The organism is Epilithonimonas sp., assembly GCF_036780765.1.
Lineage (GTDB): Bacteria > Bacteroidota > Bacteroidia > Flavobacteriales > Weeksellaceae > Epilithonimonas.
In genome coordinates, this window is the sequence record NZ_DAIQCG010000002.1 from 254,700 (window position 1) to 270,716 (window position 16,017).

The 16,017-nt window shown below is 35.4% G+C and carries 13 protein-coding genes; 12 read left to right on the forward strand and 1 reads right to left on the reverse strand.

Annotation, left to right across the window (positions count from 1 at the left end; translation table 11 throughout):
- The first annotated feature begins 56 nt into the window (after window positions 1-56).
- The 4 genes from V7P73_RS04620 to V7P73_RS04635 all read left to right on the forward strand — a co-directional run bounded on the left by V7P73_RS04620 (window position 57) and on the right by V7P73_RS04635 (window position 2,851).
- Window positions 57-488: a BT0820 family HAD-type phosphatase gene (locus tag V7P73_RS04620; RefSeq protein ID WP_333852124.1), complete on the forward strand. Its 432-nt coding sequence runs from the start codon at window positions 57-59 to the stop codon at window positions 486-488.
- Window positions 489-577: 89 nt separating this feature from the next.
- The gene (map, locus tag V7P73_RS04625; RefSeq protein ID WP_333851774.1) at window positions 578-1,387 is read left to right on the forward strand and encodes a type I methionyl aminopeptidase; all 810 of its coding nucleotides are present in this window, start codon (window positions 578-580) and stop codon (window positions 1,385-1,387) included.
- Window positions 1,388-1,522: 135 nt separating this feature from the next.
- Window positions 1,523-1,993 carry an IS200/IS605 family transposase gene (tnpA, locus tag V7P73_RS04630; RefSeq protein WP_333851775.1) on the forward strand — a complete coding sequence of 157 codons (471 nt, stop codon included), beginning with the start codon at window positions 1,523-1,525 and terminating at the stop codon, window positions 1,991-1,993.
- A 93-nt stretch (window positions 1,994-2,086) separates the two neighbouring features.
- Entirely contained in the window at window positions 2,087-2,851 is a 765-nt protein-coding gene (locus V7P73_RS04635) for a class I SAM-dependent methyltransferase (protein ID WP_333851776.1), read from the forward strand.
- Window positions 2,852-2,854: 3 nt separating this feature from the next.
- On the opposite strand, the gene V7P73_RS04640 is transcribed toward V7P73_RS04635, so the two are convergent.
- The gene (locus V7P73_RS04640) at window positions 2,855-3,406 is read right to left on the reverse strand and encodes a hypothetical protein (protein ID WP_333851777.1); all 552 of its coding nucleotides are present in this window, start codon (window positions 3,404-3,406) and stop codon (window positions 2,855-2,857) included.
- Window positions 3,407-3,809: 403 nt separating this feature from the next.
- Between V7P73_RS04640 and V7P73_RS04645 the strand changes: the two genes are divergently transcribed.
- From V7P73_RS04645 to V7P73_RS04680, 8 genes are all read left to right on the forward strand, one after another.
- Window positions 3,810-4,958, forward strand: coding sequence for an efflux RND transporter periplasmic adaptor subunit (locus tag V7P73_RS04645; RefSeq protein ID WP_333851778.1), 1,149 nt, complete (start codon window positions 3,810-3,812; stop codon window positions 4,956-4,958).
- 95 nt (window positions 4,959-5,053) lie between these two features.
- On the forward strand, window positions 5,054-8,200 hold the full coding sequence (locus tag V7P73_RS04650) for an efflux RND transporter permease subunit (protein WP_333851779.1): 3,147 nt from the start codon (window positions 5,054-5,056) through the stop codon (window positions 8,198-8,200).
- A gap of 16 nt (window positions 8,201-8,216) precedes the next feature.
- On the forward strand, window positions 8,217-9,614 hold the full coding sequence (locus tag V7P73_RS04655; protein WP_333851780.1) for a TolC family protein: 1,398 nt from the start codon (window positions 8,217-8,219) through the stop codon (window positions 9,612-9,614).
- A 98-nt stretch (window positions 9,615-9,712) separates the two neighbouring features.
- Window positions 9,713-10,558, forward strand: a complete 846-nt coding sequence (locus V7P73_RS04660; protein WP_333851781.1) for a helix-turn-helix domain-containing protein — start codon at window positions 9,713-9,715, stop codon at window positions 10,556-10,558.
- Window positions 10,559-10,646: 88 nt separating this feature from the next.
- Window positions 10,647-11,954: a TolC family protein gene (locus V7P73_RS04665; RefSeq protein WP_333851782.1), complete on the forward strand. Its 1,308-nt coding sequence runs from the start codon at window positions 10,647-10,649 to the stop codon at window positions 11,952-11,954.
- Between the two features lie 21 nt (window positions 11,955-11,975).
- On the forward strand, window positions 11,976-13,097 hold the full coding sequence (locus tag V7P73_RS04670) for an HlyD family secretion protein (protein ID WP_333851783.1): 1,122 nt from the start codon (window positions 11,976-11,978) through the stop codon (window positions 13,095-13,097).
- 2 nt (window positions 13,098-13,099) lie between these two features.
- Window positions 13,100-14,692, forward strand: coding sequence for an MFS transporter (locus V7P73_RS04675; RefSeq protein ID WP_333851784.1), 1,593 nt, complete (start codon window positions 13,100-13,102; stop codon window positions 14,690-14,692).
- A gap of 287 nt (window positions 14,693-14,979) precedes the next feature.
- Complete coding sequence (locus V7P73_RS04680) at window positions 14,980-16,002, forward strand: WD40/YVTN/BNR-like repeat-containing protein (RefSeq protein ID WP_333851785.1); 1,023 nt, start codon at window positions 14,980-14,982, stop codon at window positions 16,000-16,002.
- Window positions 16,003-16,017: the final 15 nt, after the last annotated feature.

The window sequence follows — 16,017 nt, forward strand, 5'->3', positions numbered from 1 at the left end:
AATACATTTATATAATTTGTATATTTGCTCACTTATTTTCATAAAAAACAACAATGATAAAAAGTAATAAAAAACTTGCAATTGATTTCGATGGAACTATTGTAGAAGATGCTTATCCTGGAATTGGGAAAGCCAAAACATTTGCATTCGAAACTTTAAAAAAACTGCAGGGAGAAGGTTACAGATTGATTCTTTGGACTTACCGTCACGGTAAATCTTTGGAAGATGCGGTAGAATTCTGCAGAAAAAACGGTTTAGAATTCTACGCAGTTAATTCTAGTTTTGAAGGCGAAGTTTTTGATTCGGAAACACAATCAAGAAAGATTGATGCAGATCTTTTCATTGATGACAGAAATCTTGGTGGATTCCCGGGTTGGGGAGAAATCTATCAAATCATCAACGAAAGAATAGAGTTCCAAGTGGCAGGGGGCGAGGTTCACGCTTACTCCAAAATGAAAAAAGAAAAGAAAAAAGGACTTTTTTGGTAAAGTTCAAGACTTATAGATGATAGACGGATAGATTATAGACATTCAAATCTATTATCTATTCGTCTATTATCTCAATATCTAAGATAAAAATGATTCAACTCAAAAATATAGATGAGCTTCGATTGATGAAGCAAAGTGCAAGATTGGTATCCCAAACTTTAGGAATGTTGGCAAAAGAAATTAAGCCTGGTGTTACAACGCTTTATCTTGACAAATTAGCTTACGATTTTATAAAAGACCACGGTGCAGAACCTGCATTTTTAGGTTATGGCGGATTCCCTGCTTCACTTTGTATCTCTCCAAATGATCAAGTTGTTCACGGGATTCCAAACTCAGAACCGATAAAAGAAGGAACGATTCTTTCTGTAGATTGTGGTGTTTTCTGGAACGGATTTGTTGGTGACCACGCTTACACTTTTGAAGTTGGAGAAGTTTCTGATGAGGTTAAAAAACTATTGAGAGTTACCAAAGAATCATTATATAAAGGAATTGAACAGTGTGTAAAAGGAAAACGTGTAGGCGATATTTCAAACGCTATCCAAAAGCATTGTGAGAAAGAAGGTTATGGCGTTGTTAGAGAATTGGTTGGTCACGGTGTTGGTAGAAAAATGCACGAAGACCCACAAGTTCCAAACTACGGAAAACCAGGAAGCGGAAAAGTTCTAAAAGACGGAATTTGTCTAGCAATAGAACCGATGATTAACCTAGGAACAGAAAAAGTGAAATTCCATAATGACGGTTGGACGGTGACAACATTGGACAATCTGCCTTCTGCGCATTTTGAACACGATGTTTGTGTTTACAATGGTAAACCGGTTTTGCTATCGACTTACGAATATATTTACGAAGCTCTAGGTATTAAATCTGACGAGGAGAAAGCTTTTCAAGTTGAGTTTTAATTATTGGCTTTTTTGTGAAGCGACGAAGTCGCGAAATGTTGGTAGAAAAAATTAGAATGTTGTTAGAAAGGTGCGAAGCACCGAAATATTGGTAATTCAACCAAATTTATTAGCTTTAAGAAAATTATTAATCTTATGGCTGATTCTAATGCAACTTACACTCAAATTCATATTCAATTGATTTTTGCTGTGAAATTCAGAGATGCTTTGATTCAAAATCATTGGGAGGATGAACTTTATAAGTATATAACAGGCATTATTCAACATCATAATCACAAATTATTGTCCATCAAAGGAATGTCTGACCATCTTCATATCTTAATTGGTTTAAGACCAAATCAAGCACTTTCAGAATTGGTCAATCAAATCAAAAGCAATTCATCCAAATGGATTAACGAAAAGAGATTTTGTAATGTAAGATTTGAATGGCAAAAAGGTTATGGCGCATTTTCTTATGGTAAATCTCAAGTCGCAGATGTCATAAATTATATCAATAATCAAGAAGTTCATCATCAAAAAAAATCATTTAAACAAGAATATTTAGATTTTTTAAATAAATTTGAAATTGAATATAACCAAGAGTATGTTTTCAATGATTTGATTTAAGACCAAGATATCGATGCTTCGCACCTTTTTATTTATTATCGTTTAATTCTACCGATATGTCGCGACTTCGTCGCTTTTCACAAAATTTGCAAATTGAAAAAAATATCCAAATTTCTACTTAATAAAATCCCAAGGCCAATGCTTATTAAACTGAGCATTTTTTTGCGTCCGTTGATTGTTCTGTTTTTCAAAGGAAACAATTTCACAGACCCGATTGACGGGAAATCTTATCGCAAGTTTCTGCCTTACGGTTATGGGAAGCAACGTCCCAATGCGTTGTCTCCAGGAACTTTATCGTTAGAAAGACATCGGCAAATGTGGCTTTATCTTCAAAACGAAACCCGTTTTTTTACTGATAAATTAAAAGTTCTTCATATTGCGCCTGAGCAAGAGTTTCTAAGAAAATTCAAAAAGATGAAGAATCTGGATTACACTTCTGCTGATTTGTTTTCGCCAATTGTAGATGTAAAAGCGGATATTCTGGATTTACCTTTTGAGGATAATAGTTTTGATGTCATTATTTGTAATCACGTTTTGGAACATATTGTGGATGACAGAAAAGCAATGTCCGAACTTTACCGAGTGATGAAATCTGGAGGTTGGGGAATTGTTCAAGTTCCAATGAAAAACTCTCTGGAAAAAACTTACGAAGATTTTACAATAACAGACCCGAAAGAACGTCAAAAGCATTTTGGACAATACGACCACGTTCGTTGGTACGGAATGGATTATTTTGACCGTCTTAAAAGTGTTGGTTTTGACGCGCAAATCAATTTCTATTCTCAAAAATTCTCTGAGGCTGATATCAAAAGATTTGGTCTTAATAAAAATGAGATTCTTCCTGTTGTTAGAAAATAGCGATTACTTTTCTGTAAGGAATTTAGATTTATTGATATAATAATCCAAGATTGCTACGCCTAAATAATAGATTCCGCCAAACATCATATTCATCTTGATTTCGTTGTCATCAAAGAGAAAATAAGACAATGAAAAGAGTAAAAGGAAAAACCATAAAAGCAATTTTCCTGCATAAACACTTGCAAATCTCACTGTCATTTCTTCGTCTTTTATTGTTTGAGATTGAATCAAACATTGAATTAAAACTACCAGATAACCACACAAAAGTTCCTTTTGCTCAAACAAATCAAACGTGTAGAAATACAAAACCGAACCGGATAAAACCAATCCAAAAACCACAAACTTGAGAAACATATTGACTTTGGCACCTTTCGAAAAAATCAGAATTGAGAAGATGAAAAGCGGATAAACCAAGAAAACGGAATAAAGCGCATATTTGTAAATCAAATATTCAGGCGTTTCAAAGCCATCAGAAATCCAAAATAATCTGAAGTATAAAAACGACAGGTATAATGAGTTGAGGCTGAATAAAATTGGAAGTGTTTGGGGTTTCATAAAATACTCGCACTTATTCTTATTTCAAATATCCAAAAATAAATTCTGATTTTCAAATTATTAATTAAAAGTAAAATTGGTAAGTTATTCCGTAATTCGGGTAATGTTTTTTTAATAATAGAAAAGTAGCTTTGCTTCATTAAGAATAATTATGAAAAATTAACAATTAAAAGCTTTTGAAAATAGGAATTAGTGGAAGTTTTTGAATTTTGTTTCAAACAAATGTTTGATAAAATTGTGTTAAATATTCTTTAAAATTATTTTTTAAGTTATTGAACATCAATGATAATAGTTTTTGTTGATTATCTTTGATAGATATTATTATTAATTACATAACACAAGTGTTGAAGATAATCAATAAATTTGAACGTTTGTTTGAAAACACATCTAAAAATTAGTATTTATGAGGAATATCGCAATTAGCTTTTTTGTTGTTTTGGGTCTTTTGACGTCTTGTTCAAAGTCTGAAAATAAAGATGACAAAAAAGAATTGCCACCGCAACCGTATGAATATATCGTTGCGAAAAGTGGACCAGCTGAAAACCTGACACAATATCCTGCCAGACTGGAAGGGATCGAAAATGTAGAAATTCGACCAAAAATTGATGGATTTGTTGAGAAAATTTATATTGATGAAGGAAGTCAAGTAAGCAAAGGTCAACTTTTATTCCTTATCAGAAACCCACAGTATGAGCAATCTGTTTTGGCGGCTCAAGCTACTGTAAATAGTGCAAGAGCACAAGTAGCTACAGCTCAGATGCAGGTGACAAAAACCAAACCTTTGGTTGATAAAAAAATCATTTCCGCGTACGAATTGGAAGCTGCAGAATTAGCACTTAAATCTGCAAAAGCAGCGTTGGCAGAAACACAGGCTCAGTTGACTAATGCGCAAGTGAATCAAGGTTATACCAAATTATTCAGTCCAGTAAGTGGTGTTGTTGGGACTTTGCCTTATAAAGCAGGAAGCTACATCAGCACAGCTACGGCTCAACCTTTGACTACGGTTTCCAATGTCTCAAAAATATTCGCTTATTTTTCTATTAATGAAAAACAGCAGTTAGACTTTTTCAAGCATTCGACAGGTTCTACAATTCAGGAAAAAATCAAGAATTCTCCTTTGGTAGATTTGGTTCTTTCTGACGGAAGCAAATACGACGAAAAGGGAAAAATCGAATCCATTAGCGGATTAGTTGACCCAAACACAGGTTCGTTTTCTATGAGAGCCACTTTTCCCAATCCTAAAGGTTTGATAAGAAGCGGTTATAGTGCCACAGTTCAGATGCCAAATAGTTTGGAAAATGTAATCGTTATTCCTCAAGCTGCAACTTACGAGATGCAAGGGAAGGTTTTGGTTTACCTAATTGGCGCTGATAACAAAGTAAAATCTACAGAAATCAAAGTAGAAAGTCTTCCGGATGGATTGACTTATGCCGTGACATCAGGATTGAAAGCTGGCGATAAAGTGATTGTAGAAGGCATCGGACTTCTGAAAGATGATACGCAGGTGGTTCCAAAAGAAACGACTCTGCAAAACGTAATCGATAGAAAATAGTCTTCCAAATTATATTAATGTCAAAAGTGAGAATTTGAAACTTTCCATTTTGAGAGTCTTTTATCTTTCATTTTTTTTCTTTTAGCCTGAAAAATATGTTTAAAAAATTTATAGAACGTCCGGTATTGTCTACCGTAATTTCCATTATCATCGTTATTCTCGGTGTTTTGGGAATCGTGACTTTACCGATTTCACAATATCCGGATATTGCACCGCCGACAGTAGTTGTAAGTGCAAGTTACCAAGGTGCCAATGCCGATGTAATTCTTAAAAGTGTAATTGTCCCACTGGAAGAGCAGATCAATGGTGTGGAAGGGATGACGTATATGACTTCTACTGCAACCAATGATGGTTCGGGTTCGGTAACAATTTATTTCAAGCAAGGTGTTAATCCGGATATTGCTGCAGTAAACGTACAAAACAGAGTTTCCAGAGCAACGCCCTTGTTGCCTGCGGATGTTACAAGAGCCGGAGTTACCACAACCAAAAGACAAAGTTCCAACGTATTGATTTTCTCGCTTTACAGTGAGAATCCCAACTATGATATGACTTTCCTCCAAAACTACACCAATATCAACATTGTTCCTCAAATCAAAAGGGTAACTGGAGTTGGAGACGTGACCGTTTTTGGTACGAAAGATTACTCAATAAGAATTTGGTTGGATCCAAATAAAATGGCATCTTATGGACTTGTTCCTTCAGATATCAATACAGTTTTAGCTGAGCAGAATATCGAAGCTGCACCCGGAAGTTTAGGCGATGAAAGTAACGAAAGTTTCCGCTATACCTTAAAATATAAAGGAAGATTAACAGAAATTCCTGAATTTGATAATATAATTCTAAAAGCTACTGCCAACGGACAAATATTGAAATTGAAAGATGTTGCAAGAGTAGAATTAGGAGCACAAGATTATACAGGAACCAGTGTTACGGACGGTCATCCATCAATTGGTATGGCAGTGGCGCAAACTGCTGGATCCAATGCACAGGATGTAATTAACCAATCCATTGCGGTTTTAGATAAAGCTCAGGAATCTTTCCCAAAAGGTGTAAAATATGTAGCATTGGTTAATGCCAATGACTTTTTGGATGCATCCATTGAGAAAGTAATCCATACCTTATTTGAAGCGTTTATATTAGTATTCATCGTAGTATTCTTATTTTTACAGGATTGGCGTTCGACAATGATTCCGGCGATTTCTGTTCCGGTAGCGATTGTCGGAACATTTTTCTTCCTGAGTATTTTTGGATTTACCATTAATTTATTGACGCTTTTTGCATTGATTCTAGCGGTAGGAATTGTGGTCGATGATGCAATCGTAGTTGTAGAAGCAGTCCACACCAAATTAGAACAAGGCGAGAAATCTCCATTAAGAGCATCTGTGAATGCAATGGACGAAATCAGTAGCGCGATTATCAGTATTACATTGGTAATGGCGGCGGTTTTCATTCCGGTAAGTTTTATCTCTGGTTCGGCCGGTGTATTTTATAAACAATTTGGCTTGACATTGGCGATTTCTATTATATTATCCGCGGTTAATGCCTTGACATTAAGTCCAGCTTTATGCGCAATTTTCCTTAAACCTCATTCTCACGAAGAAAAGAAAAAGAATTTCTTGCAGAGATTTTTCACCAATTTCAACATCATTTTTGATGCGATGGTAAGGAGATATTCGAGAGGTATTTTGTTTTTATTAAAGAAAAAATGGATGGCATTCGCAGGATTGGCTGTGTTTGCAGGGATTTTCGTTTGGTTAATGAATACGACTCCGAAATCCTTCGTTCCAAGTGAAGATATGGGAGGGATTTTTATGGATATTTCGCTTCCAATTGGTTCCAACGAAAACAGAACGAGAGAAGTTCTCGCCAAAGTTGAAAAAATTGTAGAAAAACAACCTGAAGTTTTACATATTTTCAAAGTTTCAGGAAGAGGGATGATTTCGGGAAGTGGTTCTAATAACGGAATGCTAATCGTAAAACTGAAAGACTGGAAAGACAGAACCAAAAAAGGTGAAGATTTGCAATCGTTCGTTGCGAAAATGTACAAGGAAACTGCTGGAATCAAAGATGCAAAGATGACTTTCTTCGGAAGACCAACGTTGCAAGGTTTTGGAAACGCTGCAGGTTTTGAGATGCAGATTCAGGATCAAAAAGGCGGAAGTATCGCCGATTTGACCAAGGTAACGAATGATTTCATCGATAAAATGAATCAACAGCCTGATATCCAAAGAACATTTACTTCTTTTAACCCGAATTATCCTCAATATATGATTGATATTGATATTCCTGCTGCAAAAGCTGCTGGATTCTCGGTTTCAGATATTTTGGGAACAATGCAAGGTTATTATGGAGGCGTTTATTCTTCGAATGTCAATTTGTTTGGAAAACAATACCGTGTGATTTATCAGGCACCTTTTGACCAAAGAGAAAATCTGGAAAGTTTCAATATGATTCAGGTTAGAAATTCTAGTGGAGAAATGGCTCCCTTGAATAGATTTATCACAGCAAAAAGAGTTTACGGACCTCAGGCAATCGGACGTTTCAATTTGTTTACAGCAATTTCTCTGAACGGAACACCAAATCCTGGTTTCTCTTCCGGAGACGCCATTGCTACAGTTGAAAGAGTTGCAAAAGAGACTTTACCACAAGGTTATGGCTACGAATTCTCTGGATTAACGAGAGAAGAAGTAACAGCTGGAGGACAAACGGTTTATATCTTCATTTTGTGTTGTGTATTCGTTTATTTCCTTTTGGCGGCACAGTATGAGAGTTACATTTTACCATTTGCAGTAATGTTATCTTTGCCGGTTGGTTTGGCTGGTGTTATGATGTTCAGTGCGTGGATTGGAGGTTCTAATAATATTTATACTCAGATTTCACTCATTATGTTAATTGGACTTTTGGCGAAAAATGCGATTTTGATTGTAGAATTTGCGCTTGATGCTAGGAAGAAAGGTTACAGTATTGCTCACGCTGCAATCAGTGGAGCTAAGCAGAGACTTCGTCCGATTTTGATGACATCATTTGCATTCATTTTCGGGTTGATTCCATTGGCGATTTCAACTGGAGCGGGAGCTGTAGGTAACCAATCGATTGGTATCGGGGCTATTGGAGGGATGTTATTCGGAACTATTTTTGGAGTCTTTTTTATTCCGATTTTGTTTGCAGTATTTATGTATTTGCAAGAAAAAGTGAGCAGCAAAAAAGTATCTGATAAATACGAAGGAGAACTTAGCGAATAACCAAAATTTGAGAAAAATGAAATTAAAAAATCTAATCATATTAGCTGTTGTTGCGGGTTTCTTTTATTCGTGTAAAGTCACGGATACTTACAAGAGTCCGGATATCGAGCAAAGTCGTCAAGACAACCTCTTCCGACAAAAAACTAATAACGATAGTACTTCTGTGGCCAACATTGCGTGGAATCAAATTTTCACCGATGATAAACTTCAGAATATCATTAATAAAACCATTCAGAATAATCTTGACCTGAAGGTTGCTATTGCCAGGATTCAGGAAGCGGATGCCGTTTTCAAACAATCCAAATTACAGAATCTCCCAAGTCTGGATGGTGTTGCTTCTGTTACGGAAACTAAAAATAGTGGCGCTGCGCAGGCAAATACTTTTGTAATGCCAGATTTAATGAATTATCGATTGGGGATTTCTACAGGTTGGGAAGTTGATGTTTGGGGAAGAATCAAATCTCTGAAAAGATCAGCTTATGCCGGATTTCTTCAGACAGATGCAGCGAAAAGAGCAATTCAAACTCAAATGGTTGCACAAGCTGCAACTTTATATTACCAGTTGATTTCTTTGGATAAGCAATTAGAAATCACAAAACAAACAATAGAACTTCGTAAGAAAGATGTAGAATCTGTTCAGTTGTTGATGGATGCGGCTTATTTAACGGGTGCAGATGTCGAACAAAGCAAAGCAAACCTTTATTCGGCGCAATTGTCGGTTCCAGATTTGGAATTACAGATTCAGCAGGCGGAAAATTCTTTGAATATTTTAATGAATGATAATCCTCAAACGATTGAAAGAAATTCTATCGATTCTCAGGTTATTTACAGCGATTTGAAAACCGGAGTTCCTGCTTCATTACTGAAAAATCGTCCGGATGTTCAGGCGGCTGAATTGACATTCCGTCAGGCATTCGAAAATAAAAATATGGCGATGGCGCAGGTTTATCCTACAATTAGTATCACAGGAACTTTGGGATTATCTACAAGATTACTGGAAAATTTCTTTACTAATTCTTTGTTTTATACGCTTGGTGGAACTGTAACACAGAATATCTTCCAAATGGGAAATAGAAAAGCGCAGGTCAAAATAATGGAAGCTCGTAAAATGCAGGCTTATTACACATTCGAAAAGACTTTGCTCACAGCAGGTTCCGAAGTTTCTAATTCATTATTGTCTTATCAAAAAGCTAAAGAAAAGGAAATGACAAGACAACTTCAAATCCAATCTTTGGAAAAGGCTGTTGAATTTAATAAAGAGTTGTTAACTTATTCGTCTAATGTTAATTATGTGAATGTGTTAACGTCTGAACAATCATTATTAGCCGCTAAATTAGCTGGAGTGAATGATAAACTTCAACAATTACAAGCCGTTACCGAATTTTACAGAGCACTTGGAGGTGGACAATTTTAGACACTAAATTTTTTTTTACTATACTTGAAAACCTGGCAATTTTGTTGGGTTTTTGTATTGTCTAAAATTATAAATTCATAAAACATTAAATTTGTGGGATGACAGCTTTAGAACAATTCGGGGTTGAGATTTTTACTCAGGAAACTATTCACCAAAGAATCGCGACAGACAAACCTTTTCGCCCCGATAATCCTGCGTTTTTATTTATCAAAAGCGGAACAATAAAACTTCGCCAACATCTTAGTGATCTGGAATTGACCGCCAATACTTTTATAGTAACAGATCCGCAAACAGTATATGAGTTGATTTCCATCAGCGATAATTTCCAGTCGAGGATGGTTTCCTATAAACGTGAATTTATTTCTGCACTATCTCTGAAATTCAATAGGTTAATTACTTATAGGTATTTTCGACAGCAGATGAATGTGGGTGTTCCTTTTTCTAAGGATGAATTAGATGTGGTTTGGAAAAGTGTCAATTTCCTGAAATATATTCTCGATTCTGAAACCGAGATGACCTACAAAAAAGAGATTGTGGAACATCTTTTCTCGGTTTTCTGTTATCAGATGGCAGGAATTATTTCCAAGGAAGACAATAGCTCAATGAATCAGATGTCGAGACAGGAAGAAATTGTTTTTATTTTCCTGAATGACCTCGCCAATCATCATCTCAGCAATCGAAATGTTGAGTTCTATGCAGAACGACAATCGATTACAACCAGACATTTTTCATCCGTAGTAAAGTCAATCACGGGAAGGTCTGCAAGTCAGATTATAGCTTCCATTGTTATCAATGAAGCAAAAGTATATCTTAATTCTTCTAAAATGCCTATATCTGAGATTTCTGCAGTATTGGGGTTTAGTGATCAGTACTCTTTTTCTCATTTTTTCAAAAAGCATATGGAGATTAGTCCTAATCAATACCGCGCGCAGTTTGTAAAGTAAAATCTTACATTTGAACATCTTTTTCCAAGTCTCAAGCATTTATTTACTTTTACGATTATCATAATTTTGTACCCGAAAAACAAGTATAATGATAAAGTGTACAAAGGCTATACTATCTATATGGTTAGCAATTTGCCCTGCGCTGTTTTTTTCGCAGGACAGACAGATGACAGCTAGGGAAGTAGCTGATATGGCAATTGTGAACCATCAGCAACTCAAGGTGGCTGCTCAAAATATTGACATTGCAAAGCAGAATGTGGAAATAGCAAAAGAGCACAAATTACCTTCTATTAAGGCTTCTACCAGCCAGTTCTATCTTGGTAATGCATTCGTTTTAGAAAAAGATCTCACAGATTTTCAAAATGTGACGATGCCGCATTATGGCAGTACCTATGGTATTGAGGCATCTGAACTCATCTTTAAAGGTGGTCTCTTGAAAAAAAATATAGAATTAGCAGGACTTCGGGAGCAATTGGCTTTATTGGATTTTGATAAAAATAAACAAGATATAAAACTGTTGGTGATTTCCAATTATTTGGATGTCTACAAAATCATAAACCAACAAATCGTTTATGAAAATAATAAAAAACTAGCGCTTGAACGTCTGAAAAATATTCAAAAATTTTATCAGCAAGGGATGCTCACGAGAAACGAAGTTATCCGTGCAGAACTTGCGATAAAAAATCTGGATCAAGGAATTTTAACATTATCAAATAATAGGAAAATCCTTAATTATAATCTTGATATCGCTTTGGGATTATCTGATGAGATTCAAATAGTGCCAATAGAAGATCTAAGTAGTAAAGAAGCTGGATTGGGTTTAGAATATTATAAAAACTTAGCACATGAAAATAATCCTCAGTTAAAATCTGCAAAGACCAATATTGATGTAGCTGATAAAAATATTGAGATCATAAAAACGGATAAAATGCCAACCTTAGCTGCTTTTGGAGGATATTCCGTTCAAAGACCTTTTACGAATGTAATGCCTGCGATGGATATTTATCTCAACGTTTGGCAAACAGGTGTACAACTTAGTTATAATATTGATAGCCTTTTCAAAAGCAAAGGAAAGATAGAGCTGGGAGAGATGCAGAAACATCAGGCACAAGATGCCTTGACTCTTGTTAAACAGAATATCGATATGTCTGTGAATGCAGCGTATATAAAGTATGAAGAATCTATCCAGCAGGTAGATATTCTGGATGAAGCTAAAAAGCTAGCGGAAGAGAATTATAAAATTACAGAAGCAAAATATTTGAATCAATTAGCTGTTCAGACAGAAATGATCGATGCACAAAATCAAAAATTACAATCGGAATTGGATTATACAAATGGTGAGATCAATGTTTTATACCAATATTATAATCTTTTAAAAACTACAGGCTCGTTATAATTATTTACTGAAAACAAAACAATGGAAAACAAGAAACAAAATACTCCAGAAACAAAATCTGCGCCTGTACAGTCTGCGGTTGCACTCAAGAAAAAAGAAAATAAAAAAAATAAAGTAAGAGCCATTATTTCGAACATTATCGTGTTTATCGTTATAGGTGTGGGTTTATTTTATCTGATTCGCGAGTATTACCACCTAGGTGATAAAACTTATACAGAAGATGCTCAGGTAGAAGAATTTATTAACCCGATTAATACCAGAGTGTCGGCTTATATCAAGGAAATCAAATTTATAGAACATCAGCAGGTTAAAAAAGGAGATACACTTTTGGTATTAGACAACCGGGAGATTCTTACACAATTGGGACAGGCAGAAGCGGCGTATCAAAATGCAATAGCTCAAAAAATGACTGCAGGTTCTTCTGTAGTTACAGTCTCTAATAATACCAATGTGGTACAGTCTAATATTGCAGGTTCAAAAGCTAGATTATGGAATGCTGAACAAAACCTCAACCGCTATAAAAATCTTCTTGCAGCAGAAGCGGTAACACAACAACAATATGATCAGGTGAAAACGGAATATGATGCGCAAAAAGCGGCGTACGAAACATTACTTAATCAAAAAAATTCGGCCAATCTTTCTACTATCGAAGCCAAAAATAGATTGGGGATTAACGATGCAGAGATCAAAAGAACAAAATCAGCTCTGGATATGGCAAGAATCAACCTTTCTTATACCGTGATCACAGCACCTTATGATGGGGTAATGGGAAGAAGAACAATATCAGAAGGTCAATTGATACAGCCGGGACAACAGGTTGCAACCATTGTTCTGAATGGTCAAAAATGGGTTACTGCCAATTTTTTGGAAAGTCAGATGCCCAATATCAAAATTGGAGAAAAGATGATAATGGCAGCAGATGCTTTGGGCGGACAAAAATTTGAAGGCAAAGTGACTGCGATTTCTGCGGCTACAGGAGCAAAATATTCTAGTGTTCCTACAGATAACTCGACAGGTAATTTTATAAAAGTTCAACAAAGGATTCCGGTAAGGATAGAGTTTACTTCCAATAACAAAAAAGAAGATATCGATAAACTGAGTGCCGGCATGAATATGAATATCAAGCTAGAATCTAATAAATAATAATGTACAACAAAGGTCTATATAACGATTGGGTTCCCAAGCCATTGCAGTTGCTATTGATAGTGTTGATGCTTGCATTGCTTATGCCGCTTAGTGGCGTTTACACAGGGAATATTACCAGTTTATCCAGCGGACTAGGTACGCAATCCGAATACTTTTTGTGGGCCAATTATGCCAATACAATTGGAATGGGAGCTTGTATGCCCATTGTTGGAAGACTGAAACAACGATTTAAAGTCAGAGATAAGATTATTTTCATTCTGATTGCTTTGGCGATTCTTTGTTTTATTAATGCAACAACATCCTCCCCAATGATTTTTGTGTTTACAGCACTTTTGATAGGTTTTTTGAAGATGATAGCATCTCTGGAATTTTTCTTACCATTGATGGTAATGATGGGGAATAGAGGGTTTTTCTATGGTGCCTTTTATACCTTCGTACTGGTTCTTCAACAATTGGCATCATATTATGCAACAGAAGTATCCTTAGTATATAATTGGCAACAGTTTTACATTTTAGCTGCTATAGCTTGTTTATTGATGGCTGTTTTACATTGGTTTTTTATGCACGATAAATATTTTGCCATCAAAATGCCTTTGCATTATATCGATTGGATGAGTATTGTTTTGTTTGTTTCAACCTTTATGTTTTCGGCTTATGTTTACGCGTTTGGTAAACAACAGGATTGGTGGAACTCCCGCAAGATCATTCACGCAAGTCTAGTTGCTTTTGTAAGTTTTGGGATGCTTTGTGTAAGACAATTAACTCTCAAAAGACCTTACCTTTCTTTTAATATTTTTAAAAAAAGCAATGTTGTCAATGGTTTGATCATGTTATTCTTTCTGGGGATGTATCTTGGAACTGCTTCTATTCAGAACACTTTTTCAATGGGCGTGTTGGGCTATGATCAACTTACAAATGCAAAACTAAGCACATTGATGATTCCTGGGATTATTGTTTCCGGTATATTGGCGATGTTTTGGTTCAAAAAAGAATTACCGGTTAAGATGTTTGTCTTTTCTGGTTTCTCTGCGATGCTGGGCTATGCTATCATAATGTACTTTTCTATGGTTTTAGAGTTCAGTTATAATAATTGGTATTTGCCAATGTTTCTCAAAGGCTACGGGATGGGCGCGTTGTTTATATCTGTTTGGTACTATACGTTGGACAAATTAGAGATTAATGACATGATAGCAGCTATTGGATTGGTTCTGGTTTGGAGAACGTTTTTGGCTGTTGGGATTTTTTCTACATTATATTCGTGGTTTCAGTACAGATATCAGATAGAGAGTATTGGCAATGCTGCTGTTTATTTGGATGGGATGACAATTACCCCACAAACACTTTCCAAAAACATCAAGCTATTACAGCTGAATGCCATTATAGTGGCAACTAAAAAAATATTTGGTTACATCATCATCACAGGCTCAGGCGTTCTGGTTTATGTTCTTTTTCATCATTTTGGAAGAGAAAGGTTTGAACAGCTGAAGTTTATGAAGGCTTTAGCAGGAAAAAAAGTTGTTACCAGAAGAAGGTTAAAAGAACGGAAAAAATTTACAGAAAGCCTGAAAGACGGCGTTGGTTCTGCGATTTAAAAATTACTTGTAAAGTCTCGTTTTGTTTTCAAAATGGGGCTTTGCTTTTTTAAGCATAATTTTAGGAGCTTAATCCCGCTTTCCACTATATCTTTTTTGTTGACGACCAATTGGTCTTCAATAGAAATTGAAAAGAAAAAACAAAAAAGGATGCCGTTGCAAAAGAAGTTTAGACGATGCAAATAGAAAAATAAAAATAAGAGTCAATCGGGGCTATGGATTTTGTCTTTAAAACCAAATTTTGTTAATAATCATCAACATTACCAAACTTTCATTATTTTTATAAAATGAAAAAACTAGTACTATTTTCACTCACGATTATTTCGTCATTTCTGCTATCTCAGAAATTTACCATCGATACATTATTGACTGACAAAATCAGCATTCGAGCCATTCAACTCTGGGACGGAAAAGTCTGGTATGCAGGAACAGATTCCAAGTTTGGGTATGTAGATTTAAAGAATTCTAATAATAAAAAGCAAATCCGATTGTCTCAAAAATCTCTTCATTTCAGAACTTTAGCTCAAAACAACAAATATTTTTACACAATTAATATAGAAAGTCCGGCGCATTTTTTCCAAATTAACAAAAAAACATTAGACTTCAAAGTTGTGTTTAATGATAATGATTCAACCGCTTTTTATGATGCTTTGAAATTCACAGATAATAATTTTGGATTAGCATTTAGTGACCCATCAGCCAATCAAAGACTGAATATCTCTCAAACCCGAAATGGTGGTGCAAATTGGATCAATTGTAAAAATTGTAAAGATTTTCCTTATTTAGAAAAAGGCGAAGCCGCTTTTGCTGCTAGTAATACTAATATTGCAAGTTTTGGAAATGTTATTTGGATTGCTACAGGAGGTGCAAAATCCAGAATTTACAGAATGAAAAATAAAGATTGCAACTGGCAGGTTTTCGAAACACCTTTCACTCAAGGAACATCATCCCAAGGTATTTACTCAATAGATTTCTATGACAAAAATTTCGGAATCGCAGTTGGCGGAGATTATACAAAACAATCCGATAATATCAATAATATCGCAACAACCAATGATGGTGGACAAACTTGGCAAATCCAAGCCAGCGGAAAAAATGCGGGTTATATGACTTGTGTGAAATTCCGACCAAAAACCAAAGGAAAAGAAATCGTTGCAGTTGGTGACCAGCACATCAGTTTCTCATCAGATTACGGAAAAACCTGGACCAAAATATCTGACGAAAAAAATTTCTACGCTTGCGAATGGCTGAATCACGATACGTTAATTTTAGCAGGGAAGGATAAAATTGTCAAATTAACATTTCAATAATTTCCAAAATCTTTC

Bases quoted from the DNA above. Each gene is read 5' to 3' on its own strand.
- map (WP_333851774.1), top strand. From the start codon at position 578: ATGATTCAACTCAAAAATATAGATGAGCTTCGATTGATGAAGCAAAGT.
- V7P73_RS04665 (WP_333851782.1), top strand. From the start codon at position 10,647: ATGATAAAGTGTACAAAGGCTATACTATCTATATGGTTAGCAATTTGC.
- V7P73_RS04645 (WP_333851778.1), top strand. From the start codon at position 3,810: ATGAGGAATATCGCAATTAGCTTTTTTGTTGTTTTGGGTCTTTTGACG.
- V7P73_RS04650 (WP_333851779.1), top strand. From the start codon at position 5,054: ATGTTTAAAAAATTTATAGAACGTCCGGTATTGTCTACCGTAATTTCC.
- V7P73_RS04670 (WP_333851783.1), top strand. From the start codon at position 11,976: ATGGAAAACAAGAAACAAAATACTCCAGAAACAAAATCTGCGCCTGTA.
- V7P73_RS04680 (WP_333851785.1), top strand. From the start codon at position 14,980: ATGAAAAAACTAGTACTATTTTCACTCACGATTATTTCGTCATTTCTG.
- V7P73_RS04660 (WP_333851781.1), top strand. From the start codon at position 9,713: ATGACAGCTTTAGAACAATTCGGGGTTGAGATTTTTACTCAGGAAACT.
- V7P73_RS04655 (WP_333851780.1), top strand. From the start codon at position 8,217: ATGAAATTAAAAAATCTAATCATATTAGCTGTTGTTGCGGGTTTCTTT.
- V7P73_RS04640 (WP_333851777.1), bottom strand. From the start codon at position 3,406: ATGAAACCCCAAACACTTCCAATTTTATTCAGCCTCAACTCATTATAC.
- tnpA (WP_333851775.1), top strand. From the start codon at position 1,523: ATGGCTGATTCTAATGCAACTTACACTCAAATTCATATTCAATTGATT.
- V7P73_RS04675 (WP_333851784.1), top strand. From the start codon at position 13,100: ATGTACAACAAAGGTCTATATAACGATTGGGTTCCCAAGCCATTGCAG.